Here is a 15,585-nt window from a genome sequence, read left to right as displayed (position 1 = left end):
ATCCCCGGAGGTACAACATGAAGTTGATCCAGGTTGCCCAGCGGGCGGTGGACCTCGACCGGGCATCGGAGTTTTACTCCCGTCTGCTGGGCGGTGAGCCAAGCGGAAGATTCGATCCGCCCGGCCTGCTCTTCTTCGATCTCGACGGCGTCCGGCTTCTCTTGGATCGCGGCGCCCCGTCGTCGCTGATCTACCTGGACGTAGCCGATCTCCGGCTCTCTGTGGAAGACCTCCGGGCCTCAGGAACGAAGATCGTCCAGGAACCACAACTGGTCTATAGCCACGTCGACGGAAGCCTTGGGCCGGCCGGGACCGACGAGTGGATGGCCTTCATCAAGGACAGCGAAGGCAACACGGTGGGCCTCGTAGGCCGTGAGGCGAGCGGCAGTTAGGAAGCGGCCCAGGAAGCGGACAGCCGCCGTCGAGCAAGAAAAGATTTACCTGTAGATGGTGCCGGCGGGCGCTGTTAGCATGACGAAAAGGTAGCTGACCGTGCTGCCCCCAAACACTGAGGAGCCATGTAATGACCACGAACCTCAACCCCTACATCAGCTTTCGGGACAACGCCAAAGAGGCAATGACTTTCTATCAGTCGGTCTTCGGAGGCGAGCTGACCCAAAGCACGTTCGCGGAGTTCCACGCGAGCGAAGACCCCGCCGAAAGCGACAAGATCATGCACTCGGCACTCAAGACAGACAACGGATTGCTGCTCATGGCCGCGGACACCCCCAACAGCATGGACTACAGCCCGGGAAACAACATCTCGGTGTCGCTTAGCGGCGACGACGAAGCGGAACTTCGTGGCTATTGGGACGGACTGGTCGACGGCGGGACGGTCACCGTGCCGATGGAGAAGGCACCGTGGGGGGACATCTTCGGGATGCTCACTGATAAGTTCGGCATCGCTTGGCTGGTCAACGTTTCGGGAGCGCAGCCTCAGTAACGCGAAAACAGAAATCGCCCTCCGCCCCGCAATGCGGGACGGAGGGCGCTCTGTCTTCCGGGGCTATCCGACCGGGTTGGTCGTCTGGCAGGTCTGGTCCTGGGCGGTCTGGGCAACCACATCGTTGGGCTTGGGGGCCGGAAGTGTGGGCTTGTCCCCGGATGCGAAGTCCTGCCCGGCGTAGAGCTGGACTCCCTGGACGCTGGCGACCTGCTGCACGCTCGTCGCCGGCAACCCGAACATTGCAGCGACGTCCGCGGCAACATCGGCAAAGCCAGCACCGTAATAGACCATGGTCTGCGGCCTGGCATCGGCTTGGATCTTGGCCAGCTTCGTGAACCCACCGGCGGAGAGCAGCGATCCGATCTCCTGGCTTCTGCCGGTCACGCCCGTTCCATTGGCGACGGTGACCGGTTGAAGCGCCTTGTTGTATCCGGCCTTCGGAGCTTCGGTGGATGGAGCAGGCGACGCCGCGGCGCTTGGCGCGGGCTGGCTCAGGTCGGGGCTCTTCGTCAAGGCAGCGAAGAAGTTGCTCGCCGCCGGCTGGTCGAGGTCGAGCCGGTTGGGGTCGGACGCCGCCGGCACGTTGGGCACGGTGATGAAGTTGACCTTCGCCGGGTCGATGTTCTTGAGCCTGCCCGCGATGGTCAACAAGGCCGGGACCGAGGCGAGGCCGTTGTCGACCGTGAGGTTCTTGGTGACGGTATCGGCGATGCCCAGCATCTTCTGGGGGTTTCCGAGTGTTCCGTCAGCTTTGAGTTTCCGGACGAGGGAACCGAGGAACGATTGCTGCGCCTTGATCCGTCCGAGGTCTCCGCCATCGGAGAATGCATGGCGGGTGCGCAGGAAGGCCAGGGCCTGATCGCCTTCCACCTGCGAGGTGCCCTTGGGCAAATGCAATCCGGAATCGGGGTCGTTGACCGCAGTGCTCACACAGACGTCGACGCCACCGACGGCCTTCGATAGTTCGGTCACTGCGTTGAAGTCGGCCATCATGAAGTGGTCAACCTCCAAACCCGTGAGCTTATTGACGGTGTCAACAGCGCAGCCGATGCCAGCCTCGGCCATTGCACTGTTGATCATGGCATTTTGCCGTTCAGGGTATTGCTTGCCCGTTTTGTTGTCAGTGCAGGCCGGAACGTCGACCAGCAAGTCGCGGGGGAAACTGATCACGTTGACATGGTTGTTGTCCGCGGAAATATCCAGCAACATCATGACGTCCGATTGGCCGTAGCCGGAGGACTGGTCGGTGGTGCCGAACTGCCCGTTCTTCCCGCTCCTGGTATCAGTGCCCAGGACGAGGATTTGAAGCCGGTCCTTGCTGTCGTCCACCGGTCCTTCCGTCCTGACGCCGCCGGCGCCGAGTGCGGATGATGAGATGTTGGACTGAAGGCGCCATACCCAATACCCTCCGAACGCGATGACTGCGATCAGCAAGACGGCCACTACGGCGCTGGTGATTTTGAACCAGCGGGGCGAGCGGCGAAAGCTGAACCGCCGGCTGCGGGCAGCCAGCTTTCCCTGGCCCGGGTAGGCAACAGGGGGTGACTGACCCGGCTCCGGGCTGGGTGCATCGTGGCGAGTGACCAAAAGGGGAACTACCTCTCCAGGGGAAATACGGACGGCCCTATTGTAGCCGGGGGGTCTGGGAAGCTTCCGTGAGGCCCGCGGTACCCAGTGCAGATACCGCGCAATGATTCAATGGAAACATGACTCTGAGTTCACTTGCGGCGTTCGTCGGATTGTGCTTGATTTTGGCGCTCACGCCGGGCCCGGACTCGTTCCTCGTCCTGAGGTACAGCCTGTCAAACGTCAAGGCTGGCCTCTCGGCCGGCCTCGGTTCTTCGCTTGGCAGCATCTTTTGGGCGGGGCTTGTCGGCATTGGATTGGCAGCCCTTCTGGAGCAGTCGGCCGAGGCCTACAGGGCAGTGAAAATCATTGGTGGCCTGTATCTGATTTACCTCGGGATCAGCGCCTTCATCCACAGCCGGCGCGGACAGCCTACCCGCAACGCACAGGATGCCCCGGAGAAGGGCCCCAAACTGCGCTCGAGTTTCTTCGCGGGACTTGTTTCGTGCATGCTCAACCCCAAAGTCGGCCTGTTCTTCCTCGCCGTCGTGCCCCAGTTCCTTCCTCCCGGGGAAGCATCCCTTGGGCAGACGATGATTCTCGGAGTCATCGACTTCGCAATTTCGATGCTCTACCTCGGAGTCTTGTCTTTGGTGGCAACCAAGGCCGTCCTCTGGCTGAAGAAGCCATCCGTGACGAAAGCACTCGAACGGACGTCTGCCGCGATCCTCACGGCACTTGGCCTGGGGACCGCGGTTTCGGCAAACAGCTGAGCTAGGTGACCTATTCGTTGTGAATAGTATTTGATCCCGTCCAAGGGGCCGGCGGCGCTGCGTACCTAGTGTTCCCGGTATGAGGCCTCTTCCAGTACGCAAGCCGTTGGCTGTGCGATTGTCCATGTTCCTGCTCGCGAGCGCCGTTGGAGCGCTGGGACTCAGCGTTCCACCAGCAAGTGCTGCATCACCAGCTGTGTCCATCCCTCCGGATCCAACTCCCACCAAACTGGACTTCGCCAACGTCAATGGAGACACGTGGATCGTGCCGGCCGGCGTGCGCTCCATCGATGTCCGGGCCTTGGGCTCCGCCGGGGGCGGTGGGGGACCAATCAATATTCCTGGTACCGCTTTTGTTGTGAGCAATGATGGTCCCGGCGGAGCAGGGGCCGACATTCGCGCAAGGCTGCAGGTAACGCCCGGCCAGGCACTGAAGATTTACGCTTCGACACCTGGCGGGGGAACAGGGTCGCGACACAACCCAGGCGGCGGGGGAGTGGGTTTCATTCGCGGAGGTTCGGGTGGTACCGGATCCCTCGCCGGATCTGCCGGCGGCGGTGGCGGCGGAGCGAGTGCCGTAGTCGACGCGCAAGGGACGCCGCTTGTTGTCGCTGCCGGTGGGGGCGGAGGCGCAGGCCACGGAGCTGCTTTCGTGTACTGCAACGGCGGTGCGGGCGGTGCTGCCAACCAGAATGGCCAGTCGGCTGACGGGTGGTGTGCGGGCGGGGCACCTGGCGCTGACTTCGGAGTTATCGGGCCTGCGGGCGCGGCGGGAACCGGCGGTGGCGGTGCCGGAAGTTCGTCCAGCGGCGGCGGTGGAGGCGGTGGCGGCGGAGGTTGGCTAAGTGGTTCAGGTGCTCTTGGCAGCCGCGTGGGTGGCGCCGGGGGCGGTGGTGGCGCTGGCGGCAGCAGCTACGTCGACTCCAGCGCAAGCAACGTGATCAGGGGCTACAACGCGGGTAGCGGCTGGGTCAGCATCTGGTACACCCCCGACTACGCAACAACAACCAGCGTCGTCTCGACGACGAATCCTTCCATCTTCGGCACTCCCGGCGGCTACGTCGCAACAGTCGTCAACTCCGACCTCCGCGGAGTGGTTCCAAGTGGCGAGGTTGCAGTTATGGACAGTGGCGGCACGGAGCTGGCAACCGCTCCTGTTGACGCCGCCGGAACTGCCAACATCAGTGCAATCGACCTCCCCGCAGGTTCCCACGATCTCACCTTCCAATACCGGCCACGCAACACCGATTCCTACAAATTCCAGTCCTCCGCGGCATCCTTGACCCAAGTCGTACAGCCTCTCGCAACGCGGATCGTCAATGCGACGGTTTCCGCCGACCTCCTGAGCAAGCCCGCTACGATAACGGGCGCGGTTTCGGCTGACATGGCCGCGGCGGTCGCGACTGCTTCGAGAGCTCTTTCTCCTGCTGTGCCCACGGGGCAAGTGACATTAAGTTCGAACGGCGACGTTCTTGGAACGGCCCCGTTGGATTCGCGAGGTGACTTCACCACCGCGATCCCCTGGGCTGAAGGTAATCGCACAGTTCAACTCAGCTACGACGGTGACACCAACTTCAGGCCCGCTGAACCCGTAACGATTCAAGTGAACGCCGCGCGGGCCCAAGCAACGGTCCTTGTTGTTCCATCGTCGACTTCCGTCTCGGAAGGCCGGACCGTGGACCTACGGGTAAATGTCACAGCGGGCAGCGCGCTTCCGGTGCAGCCTGGCGGAACCGTCATTCTGACAGTTGACAACCAGGTCCGCCTGACCGCGGTGACCTTGGTCTCCGGCTCGGCCGCTGTCACCCTTCCGGCATTGTCCACCGGGAACCACGAAATAACGGTGGAGTACTCAGGGGACGCCTATTTCCTGCCCGCCTCGGGAACGCCGGCTTCGGTCACAGTGACGGCTCCGGTCGTGCCAACGGTCCCGGCATCACCTGGAGCGCCGGGCATGGCGTCGTCCACCCTGGTCTTGCCCACGGCATCGACAGCGTCGTATGGCAACCTGGCGTATACCGGGTCCAACGGTCCGGTCTTCACAGGATTGGGTCTCGGGGCCGTTGCCGCGCTCGTTCTGGGTCGGTTCCTCCGACTCTGGAGCCGACCTCGACACATTGGCAGAATCCGCGGCCCTCAGGGATGAAAAGGCTGATCTGCAAATAATATGGCGGCATGACGTCACGTACGGTCGTACATCCCGCTCTATCAAGCGATGACACTCCCGCCGCTGTACTGAAACGCACACGCCAGTACCGTGGCGGGATTGTCGTGCTCACTGGGATTCAAGGGATAGGAAAAACGACGTGGTGCTTGCAGTTCATGGATGCCCTAAGGCGGCCAAACGTGGTGGCGTGCAGTGCGGACGCTTTTGAAAGTAGCCTTCCACTCTCCTTTGTTGACAAGCTTCTTGTGGCCTTGGGCCACCGCGAGGCCGAACCCCTCTCGGATCCAGTCATTGCTGCCCGCCAACTATTGTCTGCGCTAGCTTCCCGGCCGAAGAACATTAGTTGCATTGTCGTAGACAATGCCCAATGGATAGATGAACGCTCCGCCAAGGCCCTGCGGTTCGTGCTGCAGAGACTCGCCGACGACAGGATCACAGTTGTCTTGGCAGGTGTTTCAGGGCCCGGTACCGCAGCCATCGATCGGATAGTGGCTGATGACCTGTCCTGGGGCTTTATCAAACGGGTCACCATGGAACCGCTGAGTCCGGAACAGGTCCAGGATTACGTGGCGCGGGTCTGGGATCGAACGATGTCGGCGCGTACGGCTGAACGGCTTCGATGGAGCACCGGAGGTACTCCCTTGTTGATCAACGCCGCAATGGAACACGCCGCCGGGCCCGAATATTCCGCCCAGAACCCCTGGCCCGATACCCTGCCGTACATCTCCCCTGGAAACAATCCCTTTGCCGCCATGCTCGACGCATTGGAGCTTGGACCTGCCCGATCCGTCGTCGAGTTCGTATGTGTCAGTCGCGACCCAATTGAACAAGAGCGCTTGCAGCGGATTGGCTTCGCTTTGAATGAACCAACGGATGTCGCGGCAGCATTGGCGAGCGGGCTCGTCCGGGGCACACGGGTCGGGCAGACCGTCCAATTGCGCCCGTTTCATGATCTGCTCGCTGTTGGGGTGCGGGACAACCTCAAGAGCCACCGCCTGTCTTCCATCCACCGCGCGATTGCAGGCGAACTCGATGATCCAAGACTTGCTCTGCAACATCGATTGCTGGTGCAGGAACCCGGGACGGTCGCACTCTATACGGATGTGACCTCCGGCGTCGATCACGCTTTGGCCGATGGCCAGCCGGAACTCGCGTTGCAATACCTGCGCTCGGCGATGGACAGGTTCCACGGAAGCCGCCGGGACGACTGCATCATCGAAGCCTGCGTCGTTGCGTCCGTCCACCATTGCATTGCCGAAGTGATGGACCTTCTGCCTCAGGTGCAATCCATGCGTCCCGGCGTAGTGCGGGACTTCGCGCTGTTGCAGTTGCTCCAAATGAGGCCGGATCTGGACCGTGTCGGCCAATTTGCCGAAGAGCTGATCGCGAAAGAACTGAACCACCCTGACGAGGCCCTGCTGCGGGCCCACATTTCGTTGGCGATAGTCGTCTCACGCATGGTCTCCGACGATAAGTCCTCCACCGCCGTCGCTGTCGCCCAAGCGCACCGATACCTGGAACAGCTGAGCCAGTCCAAGGGGGCCGTCAACGACCCTAGGCTTCGGCACCTGCCCTCAGGAACGGACCTGGGCCTGCAATTCGATGGATTCAACCTCATCGGTGCAAGCGGCACCCAGGATCCAAACCGGATCTCGAAGGCTTTCGCGTCGCTCAGTGCACGGATTGCTGGTGCGAACGACAGCCCTGCCTTGGCCGACGCATTGACCTGCAGAGCCGGCTTCCTCAGCGTGACTGGCGGCATCGAACAGGCCACGGTCGATCTGGAGAGGGCCATGGAAGTCTCGGCTTCGACCGGGGCGGGCCTGGCAATCGGGCACACCAGGGTTGTGCTCGCATACTGCTATTTCCTGCTGGGACGGGTGCAGGAAATGCTGACGGTGGTCCGCACGGCGCAATTGCATTCTCTGGATGTCAGCGATGTTTCCTCCCGCCCCCTCGTTTTCTCGATGTCCGCGGTCCTCGAGGCACTACAGGGCCGTTCGGAATCATATGAAGCTGCGTTGCGCCGCGCGGAAGAAGTCCGAATCAGCGAATATGACACTTTTGGAGTCGAACTCAGTGGCCTTGCAAAGCTCGAACGAGCCCGTTCCTTGGCCGAATGGCAACAACAGCTGGACGCATCAGAGGCGATCACATTAGCCACGCCATCGACACACAGTTACAGGATTGACGCGCTGGCTGGACTGGGTCGTGCGGAGGAAGCCGACAGCTTGTTGCAGGCCTGCAAGGATATGAATGGTCGCGGATGGTGGCCGGTGTATGGCTCGCTGGACTGGTTGGAAGGCAGGGTCAGCGAGGCGTATGGACTATCCAGCCGGGCGGCCAAGTTCTACCGGCTCGCGGCGAAGGAATCGCGCTTCCCTTTGTCGCAGGGCATTGCCCACCTCGACCTTGGCCGGCTGCTCATCTCGATGGGAAACACGAAAGCCGGTGCGACCGCCCTGAGGGGTGCCGTAAGGATCTTCCTTGTACTCGGCGCCGCGCCGTACCTCAGCCGTGCGATGAAGTTGCTCGACGGGCTGAGCGACAGGCCCGCCAATCCGTACCTACAGGCATTCGAGTCCCTTACTGGACGGGAACGGGAAATCGCCTTCTATGCCGAACGAGGCATGACCAACAAGCAAATCGCCGCCCAGCTATTTGTTTCGCCCGCCACGGTGAACTTCCATATCCGGAATGTCCTGGCCAAGCTCGGCCTCCGCTCTCGGCGGGAACTCGGCCAGCTATTCAGTTCCGGCTTTGAAGGCTCCGCTCCGAGCCAAGCCCGCACGCCCTTGCGTCATCCCTTCTGATCATCGCGGCGTATCTCCCATTCGGTCATGACGTCGGCGAGGTCTGCGAGCGCGCGGTAGACCGGACGTTCCTGGGCGAAGGCTGCCAACCAGGAATTGGGCGGAACCTCGTAACGGTCCCGGCGACTGCCGGGCAAGGCCAAGCAACACCCGGATGGTGGTGGACTTGCCCGCGCCGTTGGCCGTATGTCAATGCTCCGCGGCGACGGCCGGAACGCTGCGATCAAACGCCGTCAGGAGCACCATCGATGCTCCAATGGCGAGCAGAATCCAGGCCAAGGCATGGAAACCTGCGTCGGTAGCGGACGGCCCAAAAGCGATGCCGATGAGGCTGGAGGAGCCGATCGCGCCCAAGTACATTGACGTCCGCAGCAAGCCCGAGGCCACTGCGATCTCCGCGGCCGTCGTTTGCAGGTACAGCGCTGCCTGATTGGCGAAACTGCTGAAACCGTTGGTCAGGCCCAGCAGCAGGGTCATTCCGATAAGCAGTACGACGCCGGAGCTGTGGTTCACCAACAGCATCACCCCTGCAGAGAGGGTCAAAGCGACGCCCGCAAGGATCAACGGCCAGCGGACCCACGCCCGAGCGGAGACGACCCTCGCCACGACGATGCTCAGCAGGCTCAGCGGAATCAGAATCAGCCCTACCGTCGCCGGGTTCAGCCCCATGCTTTGTTCCATCCACTGGCTGGCCCCGTACATCGATGCATAAGTTGCCAGTGCGGCCAGGACCGTACGTAGGTAGGTACGCTGCAGCGGTCCGTTCCTGCCCAGCATCCCGACGTCGATCAGCGGACTGCGCGCATGCCGTTCCCGCAACAGCAGCACCCCCGTGAGCACCACAGCGAGGACGGCAAGCCACCAGTCCGGCGTCGTGAGCGCCGAAAGGAACACCAGCAGCGAGATGATCGCACCAGCAAAGAGGGCGATCCCCGGCAGGTCCAGCATGGTGAGCAGGCTGCCCAGGCCCTGTTTGCGGACCGGCGCGTCTTTCGCTACTCCGATCAAAGTGAAGGTGAAGGCCAGCAGGGCCAGCGGAATGTTCACTGCGAACAGGGCCCGCCAGCCGAACGCGCCGGCCAGCACTCCACCAAGCGGCAAGCCGACGACGGCGGTCACTTGGGCTGCGATCGAAAAGTTGCCCAGGACGCGGCCCGGGACGCCGATGCCGGACTCATCGGCCCGCCGGCGGACGAGCGCCATCGCCGTCGGGTAGCACGCTGAAGTCCCGATGCCGATGAGTGCCCTCGAGATGAGCAGCACGCCCAGGTTTGGAGCCAGCACGCCTACGACCCCAGCCAGCAGGAGGACGGCGACGCCGGAGAGGAAGACGCGCCTGGGCCCGAAGAGGACGGAGAGTTTCCCCATGGTCGGTTGGGCCACTGCGCTGCAAAGGTACAGGACCGATATGAGTCCGGCCGTGGCGCCCGGACTCGAGCGAAAGTCAGCCCCGATGCCTACCAGCGCCGTGGCGATCATCGAGCTGTTGATCGGATTCAGGGTGGAGCCAAGCAGCAGCGGTGCCGTGAATCTCCAACCCAGCGGGTTCGGGGGCCGATCACCCTGGCCTGGAGCCTCGGCCCCAGTCGCGGACCGTGGGGGAGCCAGCCGTCGCTTGCCCGTGTCAGCTGGGCTCGGCGCCGGGGCCGCGTCCGGAGCGGTCACGACCGGGTGGTTTCAAGCACGTCCAGGATTTCTTGAGTCGTTCCGGTCTCGCCCAGCCGGGGGAAAATCGTCGTGACGGAGTTTTCGTGGGCGTTCATCGTCAGATCGGTCATCGCGTCAAGAGCGAGAGTGACGTTAAGGCCGGCTTCGTGGGAGCTCCGCGCAGTGGATTCCACGCCAATGCTGGTGGCTACACCGGTCAGCACCACCTGGGTCACGCCAAGGTCTTCCAAGAGTGCGCCCAGGCCGGTGTCGGTGAACGCGCCCCACGTCTTCTTCGTGACAAGGTGATCGCCCGGTTGCTGGTTCAGTTCAGGGAGAAGTTCGGCGAAATCGGCGGGGAACTCCCTTCCCGCGGTGCTGCCTTGATCTGTCCTGCCGGGCGCGCCGCCAGTGACGTTGACCAGCACCACGGGAAGGCCGTGGCTGCGGAAAGCATCCGACAAGGCAGCGGAATTCCGCACGATTGGATCGAGGGGATGCGCTTTCGGGGAGGCAACTATTCCCCGCTGAAGGTCAACAATGATGAGGGCGGTCTGTGGGTCCAACGTGGTGATGGGCATGTTTCTCACGGCTCCAAAAGGCGTTTGAGTAGGTGAATGGCGCCGGGCAACCGTTCCCGCTCGTCCGGCGTGAGTTTGGACTGGATGGTGCGGTAAAGCCAATCAGCCTTGGCGGCACGGCTGGCGCTGATGCTCTCCCGGGCTTCGGTTGTGAGGGACAGGATCCTCTGACGGCCATCGGCCGGATCAGGGCCGCTTTCAACGAGTCCTGCGCCGGAAAGGGCGGAAATGATGGCTCCCATGGACTGGGGACGCATTCCCTCGGCGCGGGCCAGTGCGGACAGCGTGGCCCGGCCGTCACGATCCAAGTGGATCAGTACGGCCTTTTGCGCATTCGTCAGGTTGTCCACTTGGGACTGGTTGTCCACCTGGGACTGCTCACGCAGGCGCCGGGTCAACTGGCCAATGAGGACGCGAAGCTCTGCGGCAGCTTCGAGCATGCCCGCCGCGTCTGGATCCGGGTGGGGGGTCATAGCAATGACGCTAGCAGATAGTAAGGCAAACTGAAAAGGTTTCCTTACTATCTGTGTTTTCGTGGCGTGCCTGGTTACGAGGGTTCGGCAATCTCCACGGCTTCGCCGCTCACGACAATTCCGCCCTGCGGGGGAATGTCGACGGTGAGGACACTCGGGCGGCGGACGTGGCTTCCTTGGTGCACAATCACCCGGCTCGGCGTCTCCACGAGCGAAAGCAACCGGAGGTATGCGCCGAAAGCCGCGGCGGCTGAGCCTGTCGCCGGATCTTCAGTGATAGTTCCTACGGGGAAGAGGTTGCGCGAGTCGAACTCGCCGGTACCGATCTCGCAGAGCGTCGTGACGGTGCCTGCCCAGCCTTGAGCATCCATCAGCGCGCGCATGCCATCCGGGTCGAAAACGAAGGAGTCAAAGGTGCTCCGTTCGGCGAAGACAAGAATGGGGTGCCAGTTTCCGGCAAAGGAAACCATCGGAGGGTAGCCCGGGTGCAGCTCGCCTTGGCCCACGCCGAGCAATCCGAGCAGGGAATCCAGAACACCGTCGGGGAACCCGGCAACCCGGGGTTCCACGCTCGTGAAGCTTGCCCTGACCGCGTCGCCGTGGCCCGCCGTCGTAATCACCACAGGCCCTACCTCCGTATCGAACACAAAGGTTCCGGCACCGTCGCGCCCTGACAGGGCGACAGCCAAAGCGATAGTGGCATGGCCACAGAACGGTACCTCGGCGATAGGGGAGAAGTACCGCACACGGTTTCGGCGGGCGTCCCCGCCAACAGTCTTCCCGGTGACAAAGACCGTTTCGGCATAACCGATCTCGGCCGCAATGGCCTGCATCCGGGCGTCGTCGAGGCCGGTTGCGTCCAGGACTACTCCGGCCGGATTTCCTCCTTCTGGAGTGGCGGTAAAGGCGGCATAGCGGAGTACGTCTGGAGTCTGTTCCATCCGGATATCGTCGCACGGACGGCGCGGTCACGGTCGAACCGCTCTTGCCACTATCTAGCGTTCGACGGCGGTACCGGACCAAGGGCGTAAAGGCTTGGGACAATGCGGGCACGTAGCGTGGATCCAGAAGGGGTCCGCGGCCGTTGTTCGACGGGGTGAAACGACATGAGGCTGAAGACCACGACCAACGTCTCAGTGGACGGCGTGATGCAGGGATTGGGCGGAGCGGATGAAGATCGCCGCGGCGGCTTTGAGCGCGGGGGATGGGCGATCCCACTGCTGGACGCCGAAACCGGGGACTATCTCGGCGAAGTCTACGGCGGTGCGTCCGCGTTCCTCTTCGGGCGGCGGACCTACGAGATCTTCGCGCCCTACTGGGGCATGATGACCGATCCCAGCACGAACCCGATCGCGGCCGCATTGAACAGCCGGCCCAAGTACGTCGCGTCAACCAGCCTCACCGACCCGCAATGGGCGGGCACCACCGTCCTGTCCGGCGACCTCGCCACGGCAATCGGCGAACTGAAGGCACATCACGACGGCGACTTGCTGGTGCCGGGCAGTGGTGTCCTGGTCCGATGGCTGCTCGCCAACGACCTGATCGACCAGCTCGACCTGCTCACCTATCCCGTGGTCGTCGGCCAGGGCACACGGTTGTTCCCCGAATCCGGTCCGGACCTCGCGCTCGAACTGGTCAGCTCACGGACGACATCCCGCGGCATCACCATCCAGACTTATCGGCCGGCCGGGCGTCCAGAGTACGCAACGTCCACCGTGGATCCCGAGGATGTGTTCTAGGGTGTCCGCGGTCCCAGACTTTTCCCGGCTCATTGCTCTCGTGTCGATGCAATGAATGAGTTGACCATTTCAAGGACGGGGCTGCCGGGGATGAGTGTCTGGGAATGATTGCGGCCGGGCAGGGCATGGAATCGGGCCTTGGGCATGAGTCGGGCCGCTTGTTCGCAGTCCGCATGCCGGAGCGGATCGTCAGTGCTGGCGAGCAGCAGGGTGGGTGTGTCCATCGTCCGGAGAACCGCCTCCGGGATTCCGGGTTCGTCCTCGCTGCGCCGGAAGTAGGCGCGCAGGGCGACGGGGTCGTTGGCCAGAAACGCTGTGGCGGTCTGCGGATCGAGCTCACGGCCTGCGGCGTCACTCCACTGGCGCAGAAATTCGGGCACGCCTCCCTGATCCAGGGCCCGGTCGTATCCGGGGAAGAAGATCGATTCGATTTGCCCCGCCGGCGAGCGGTAGGTGCCACCGGCAGAAGTGAACGTCTCAACACGCTCTGGACTGCTGGCTAGCAGTGAGAATCCGACTCTCGCACCAGCTTCACCCATGACTTGCTCCTTTCTTGGGGGACACTAACTGAGCGTAGTCGGGCCACGGCGCTCTTATCGGCGGGTCGCGATGCTTCGTCATTTCGTACCGAGTCATACCCGTTCCGGGACGCGAGCAAATGCCCATGCGACCAACGCGGGCCTCGACGGCGAAGAACGCGATGCCCCCGATGGTCGCCGCCTGCACTCTCTCTGAGGCGGTGCTCGTTCCGGGCGAAATGGCGGCCCAGGGCCTGTGGGTCCGCCTCGGGAACGACATCGACATGAGCCATCTTCTTCCCTTCGCTGTTGAAGAAGGCGTGGCGTTTGTGCCCGGCTCCGCCTTCTACTCCCACGACCCTGATCAAACCACCTTGCGTCCGTCGTTCGTCACCAATTCCCCGCACGTTATAGCCAAAGGCATTCAACGCCTCTCCCGGGCGATCAAGACCTGCAGCAGGCAGCCTGGCCAGGCTATCGTGCAATAGACCCGACAAGAGCACTATGAGCAAGACAACGCGTGCGCCCAGTGCAACGAATCGACCCCGGCCACCATGGGCCAGGATGCCGTTGCGTTGCTACCCGCGACCGTCCACTAAAAGGGCAGCACGCGCCTCGTCGGCGCTCAGGAGCTTTCCACCGAGCCCGCCATTCTGGTGAAGGTCTCCACGCATCAGCTCTAATCTGCCGGCCGCCTCGATTCCTCCGGCTTTGACCGGGTCAAAACCAGAGGCACTGATGAGCCTCTCCACCGTTTCTGCCGCTGCGTCGTCGTCAGTTGCGTAAAACAGAGCGGCCCGCTCGGATGGCCGGTTCGCTGCCGAGCCCAGCGCGTCGGCCCCCAGCGTGCCGAAAGCCTTCACGAAGTGCGCTCCGGCAGGCAGCAGATTTGCCAGGACCGAGGCCGCCGATTCGCCCTCGGGCAGTGTCGTCGTAAAACCGCCGTGGCCATCGGGCCCGATCGGGTTGGACGGGTCGATTACAACCTTGCCGACCAGCGCCTGTGACAACTGGGAAATGAGCTCCTTCCCAGTGTCCAGCCACACGGCAAACAGAACAGTGTCAGCCTGTGACACCGCATCAACAACGCTTGCCGAACTCGCGAGCGTACCCAACTCAGCCGCCAACGCGTCAGCGCCGGATTGATTGCGCGCGGCGAGAACGACCGGCTCGCCGCCCTGAACAAGATTGCGGGCGACCCGGGAGCCGATGTTACCGATCCCGATAATTGCAGTTGTCACGTCAACCTCCAGGGTCTAGTGGTAAAAGCCTATGACCGCGGGGGACTGCATGTAAACGGGGTGAAAGGGTCGTATGCAGAACACGACGGCGTCGGGGAACGCGACCTGGTAGCTGCAGCCGGGCGCGCCCCGGGTGGACCCGGGAGAGGGTCCGCACGATTCGTCTGATGAGCCAGGCAGACTAGTACAACTGGGTAAGCCGGCCATCGCGCAGGGTCAAGCCATAATCAGGGGCTGCTATTTGCTTTTGAAGCTAAGCGTGTCGGCTCCGGTCCTCCAGGTCAGAGTGTCCTGGACGAACGACATTTCGATGGGCCGACTTAGGAATTGCATGACCCATTGCTCCTGCGCAGAAGACTCGCCGGCGCAGCCCATCGCCCCGGCTGCGAGTTTGCCAAGTGTAAGCGTGTTCCCGGTGATCGCCGCCGGTCCGCTGATCGGATTGCACGGGGTTTTCACCGCGAGCTGAAGCCCGCCGTTGACGGAATACAGCTCCACTCGTAGCCCGCCTGCCGCCACCCACGGCAGGGTGGCGTCGTTGGATGTCCCCGAGATGCTGACGTATTGCGAACATGGGGCGGACGGCAGGAATGAAGCGCATGTCGCGCCGGGAGGTGTGGAAACGGTCGGGGAGGGCGTTGTGACGTCCGGCCCTGTTTTGGCTACTGATGCACAAGAAGTCATTAGCAGGCCGAGAATTAGTAGGCAAAAACAGTCTTGCCACAATCGCGAGTGCTTCATCGAATCCCCCTGAAGATGGAAGCTGATCGGAGCGTATACGCGGGCGGGGGCTTTGTCACCGGGTTTCGTTCGACCGTTATAAGAAGCGGATGTATTCGCAGAAAGCGCGAACAGCGTTTTCGCTACTGGCATCCCTGCGGATTGAGTGCGAGCGTATTCGTAGATCAACCCCGAACTTCAGAACTGGCTGTGAGACGAGATGCAGGCGTCTGTTGTTGTCCTCGTATCATGCAGCCTTTCCGCGAATATGGATTGCGTGCGTTTATCGGGCCGGATAAGCATGAATCTCGGCTTCCCACTCGGCGGTTGCATCCTGACTTCGGTCATTTGGTTTAGTGCCTTGCCCGCGGGTTCCGGATTGCGTTGAGGACTGCTTGTTT

At 62.6% G+C, this 15,585-nt stretch carries 15 protein-coding genes; 7 read left to right on the top strand and 8 right to left on the bottom strand.

Annotation, left to right across the window (positions count from 1 at the left end):
- Window positions 1–17 precede the first annotated feature (17 nt).
- Together ABEA18_RS01710 and ABEA18_RS01705 are read left to right on the top strand one after the other, a co-directional pair.
- Window positions 18–392 carry a VOC family protein gene (locus ABEA18_RS01710; RefSeq protein WP_345447411.1) on the top strand — a complete coding sequence of 125 codons (375 nt, stop codon included), beginning with the start codon at window positions 18–20 and terminating at the stop codon, window positions 390–392.
- 131 nt (window positions 393–523) lie between these two features.
- A complete protein-coding gene (locus ABEA18_RS01705) occupies window positions 524–943 on the top strand; it encodes a VOC family protein (RefSeq protein WP_345447408.1) in 420 nt (139 codons plus the stop codon).
- A gap of 63 nt (window positions 944–1,006) precedes the next feature.
- Here the strand turns inward: ABEA18_RS01705 and ABEA18_RS01700 are convergent, their stop codons facing one another.
- A complete protein-coding gene (locus ABEA18_RS01700) occupies window positions 1,007–2,533 on the bottom strand; it encodes an LCP family protein (RefSeq protein WP_345447405.1) in 1,527 nt (508 codons plus the stop codon).
- A gap of 119 nt (window positions 2,534–2,652) precedes the next feature.
- Between ABEA18_RS01700 and ABEA18_RS01695 the strand changes: the two genes are divergently transcribed.
- The 3 genes from ABEA18_RS01695 (at window position 2,653) to ABEA18_RS01685 (ending at window position 8,265) form a co-directional block, all read left to right on the top strand.
- Window positions 2,653–3,285 carry a LysE family translocator gene (locus ABEA18_RS01695; protein ID WP_345447402.1) on the top strand — a complete coding sequence of 211 codons (633 nt, stop codon included), beginning with the start codon at window positions 2,653–2,655 and terminating at the stop codon, window positions 3,283–3,285.
- Window positions 3,286–3,364: 79 nt separating this feature from the next.
- Entirely contained in the window at window positions 3,365–5,431 is a 2,067-nt protein-coding gene (locus tag ABEA18_RS01690) for an Ig-like domain-containing protein (protein WP_345447399.1), read from the top strand.
- A gap of 29 nt (window positions 5,432–5,460) precedes the next feature.
- A complete protein-coding gene (locus tag ABEA18_RS01685) occupies window positions 5,461–8,265 on the top strand; it encodes a helix-turn-helix transcriptional regulator (protein WP_345447396.1) in 2,805 nt (934 codons plus the stop codon).
- 189 nt (window positions 8,266–8,454) lie between these two features.
- Here ABEA18_RS01685 and ABEA18_RS01680 read toward each other — a convergent pair whose 3' ends face one another.
- The 4 genes from ABEA18_RS01680 to ABEA18_RS01665 all read right to left on the bottom strand — a co-directional run bounded on the left by ABEA18_RS01680 (window position 8,455) and on the right by ABEA18_RS01665 (window position 11,907).
- Window positions 8,455–9,930 carry an MFS transporter gene (locus tag ABEA18_RS01680; protein ID WP_345447394.1) on the bottom strand — a complete coding sequence of 492 codons (1,476 nt, stop codon included), beginning with the start codon at window positions 9,928–9,930 and terminating at the stop codon, window positions 8,455–8,457.
- On the bottom strand, window positions 9,927–10,493 hold the full coding sequence (locus ABEA18_RS01675; RefSeq protein ID WP_345447391.1) for a cysteine hydrolase family protein: 567 nt from the start codon (window positions 10,491–10,493) through the stop codon (window positions 9,927–9,929). The genes ABEA18_RS01680 and ABEA18_RS01675 overlap by 4 nt, the downstream gene beginning before the upstream one ends.
- Before the next feature lie 5 nt (window positions 10,494–10,498).
- Entirely contained in the window at window positions 10,499–10,966 is a 468-nt protein-coding gene (locus ABEA18_RS01670) for a MarR family winged helix-turn-helix transcriptional regulator (RefSeq protein ID WP_345447388.1), read from the bottom strand.
- 74 nt (window positions 10,967–11,040) lie between these two features.
- Complete coding sequence (locus ABEA18_RS01665; protein WP_345447386.1) at window positions 11,041–11,907, bottom strand: PhzF family phenazine biosynthesis protein; 867 nt, start codon at window positions 11,905–11,907, stop codon at window positions 11,041–11,043.
- Window positions 11,908–12,072: 165 nt separating this feature from the next.
- Between ABEA18_RS01665 and ABEA18_RS01660 the strand changes: the two genes are divergently transcribed.
- Window positions 12,073–12,705 carry a dihydrofolate reductase family protein gene (locus tag ABEA18_RS01660; RefSeq protein WP_345447385.1) on the top strand — a complete coding sequence of 211 codons (633 nt, stop codon included), beginning with the start codon at window positions 12,073–12,075 and terminating at the stop codon, window positions 12,703–12,705.
- Window positions 12,706–12,734: 29 nt separating this feature from the next.
- Here ABEA18_RS01660 and ABEA18_RS01655 read toward each other — a convergent pair whose 3' ends face one another.
- The gene (locus ABEA18_RS01655) at window positions 12,735–13,244 is read right to left on the bottom strand and encodes an alpha/beta fold hydrolase (protein WP_345447384.1); all 510 of its coding nucleotides are present in this window, start codon (window positions 13,242–13,244) and stop codon (window positions 12,735–12,737) included.
- A 125-nt stretch (window positions 13,245–13,369) separates the two neighbouring features.
- On the opposite strand from ABEA18_RS01655, the gene ABEA18_RS01650 reads away from it, so the two are divergent.
- Window positions 13,370–13,711: a hypothetical protein gene (locus ABEA18_RS01650; protein WP_345447383.1), complete on the top strand. Its 342-nt coding sequence runs from the start codon at window positions 13,370–13,372 to the stop codon at window positions 13,709–13,711.
- Between the two features lie 90 nt (window positions 13,712–13,801).
- On the opposite strand, the gene ABEA18_RS01645 is transcribed toward ABEA18_RS01650, so the two are convergent.
- Both ABEA18_RS01645 and ABEA18_RS01640 read right to left on the bottom strand, forming a co-directional pair.
- The gene (locus tag ABEA18_RS01645) at window positions 13,802–14,464 is read right to left on the bottom strand and encodes an NADPH-dependent F420 reductase (protein WP_345447381.1); all 663 of its coding nucleotides are present in this window, start codon (window positions 14,462–14,464) and stop codon (window positions 13,802–13,804) included.
- A 237-nt stretch (window positions 14,465–14,701) separates the two neighbouring features.
- Complete coding sequence (locus ABEA18_RS01640) at window positions 14,702–14,962, bottom strand: META domain-containing protein (protein WP_345447379.1); 261 nt, start codon at window positions 14,960–14,962, stop codon at window positions 14,702–14,704.
- Window positions 14,963–15,585: the final 623 nt, after the last annotated feature.

The organism is Arthrobacter gyeryongensis (genome assembly GCF_039543785.1).
GTDB lineage: Bacteria > Actinomycetota > Actinomycetes > Actinomycetales > Micrococcaceae > Arthrobacter > Arthrobacter gyeryongensis.
The sequence above is the reverse complement of the archived record's forward strand: the minus strand, read 5'-3'. Positions and strand labels throughout refer to the sequence as shown.

Coding starts and splice junctions, on each gene's coding strand:
- ABEA18_RS01660 (WP_345447385.1), top strand. CDS start 12,073: ATGAGGCTGAAGACCACGACCAACGTCTCAGTGGACGGCGTGATGCAG.
- ABEA18_RS01665 (WP_345447386.1), bottom strand. CDS start 11,907: ATGGAACAGACTCCAGACGTACTCCGCTATGCCGCCTTTACCGCCACT.
- ABEA18_RS01650 (WP_345447383.1), top strand. CDS start 13,370: ATGCGACCAACGCGGGCCTCGACGGCGAAGAACGCGATGCCCCCGATG.
- ABEA18_RS01695 (WP_345447402.1), top strand. CDS start 2,653: ATGACTCTGAGTTCACTTGCGGCGTTCGTCGGATTGTGCTTGATTTTG.
- ABEA18_RS01670 (WP_345447388.1), bottom strand. CDS start 10,966: ATGACCCCCCACCCGGATCCAGACGCGGCGGGCATGCTCGAAGCTGCC.
- ABEA18_RS01675 (WP_345447391.1), bottom strand. CDS start 10,493: ATGCCCATCACCACGTTGGACCCACAGACCGCCCTCATCATTGTTGAC.
- ABEA18_RS01690 (WP_345447399.1), top strand. CDS start 3,365: ATGAGGCCTCTTCCAGTACGCAAGCCGTTGGCTGTGCGATTGTCCATG.
- ABEA18_RS01685 (WP_345447396.1), top strand. CDS start 5,461: ATGACGTCACGTACGGTCGTACATCCCGCTCTATCAAGCGATGACACT.
- ABEA18_RS01710 (WP_345447411.1), top strand. CDS start 18: ATGAAGTTGATCCAGGTTGCCCAGCGGGCGGTGGACCTCGACCGGGCA.
- ABEA18_RS01705 (WP_345447408.1), top strand. CDS start 524: ATGACCACGAACCTCAACCCCTACATCAGCTTTCGGGACAACGCCAAA.
- ABEA18_RS01655 (WP_345447384.1), bottom strand. CDS start 13,244: ATGGGTGAAGCTGGTGCGAGAGTCGGATTCTCACTGCTAGCCAGCAGT.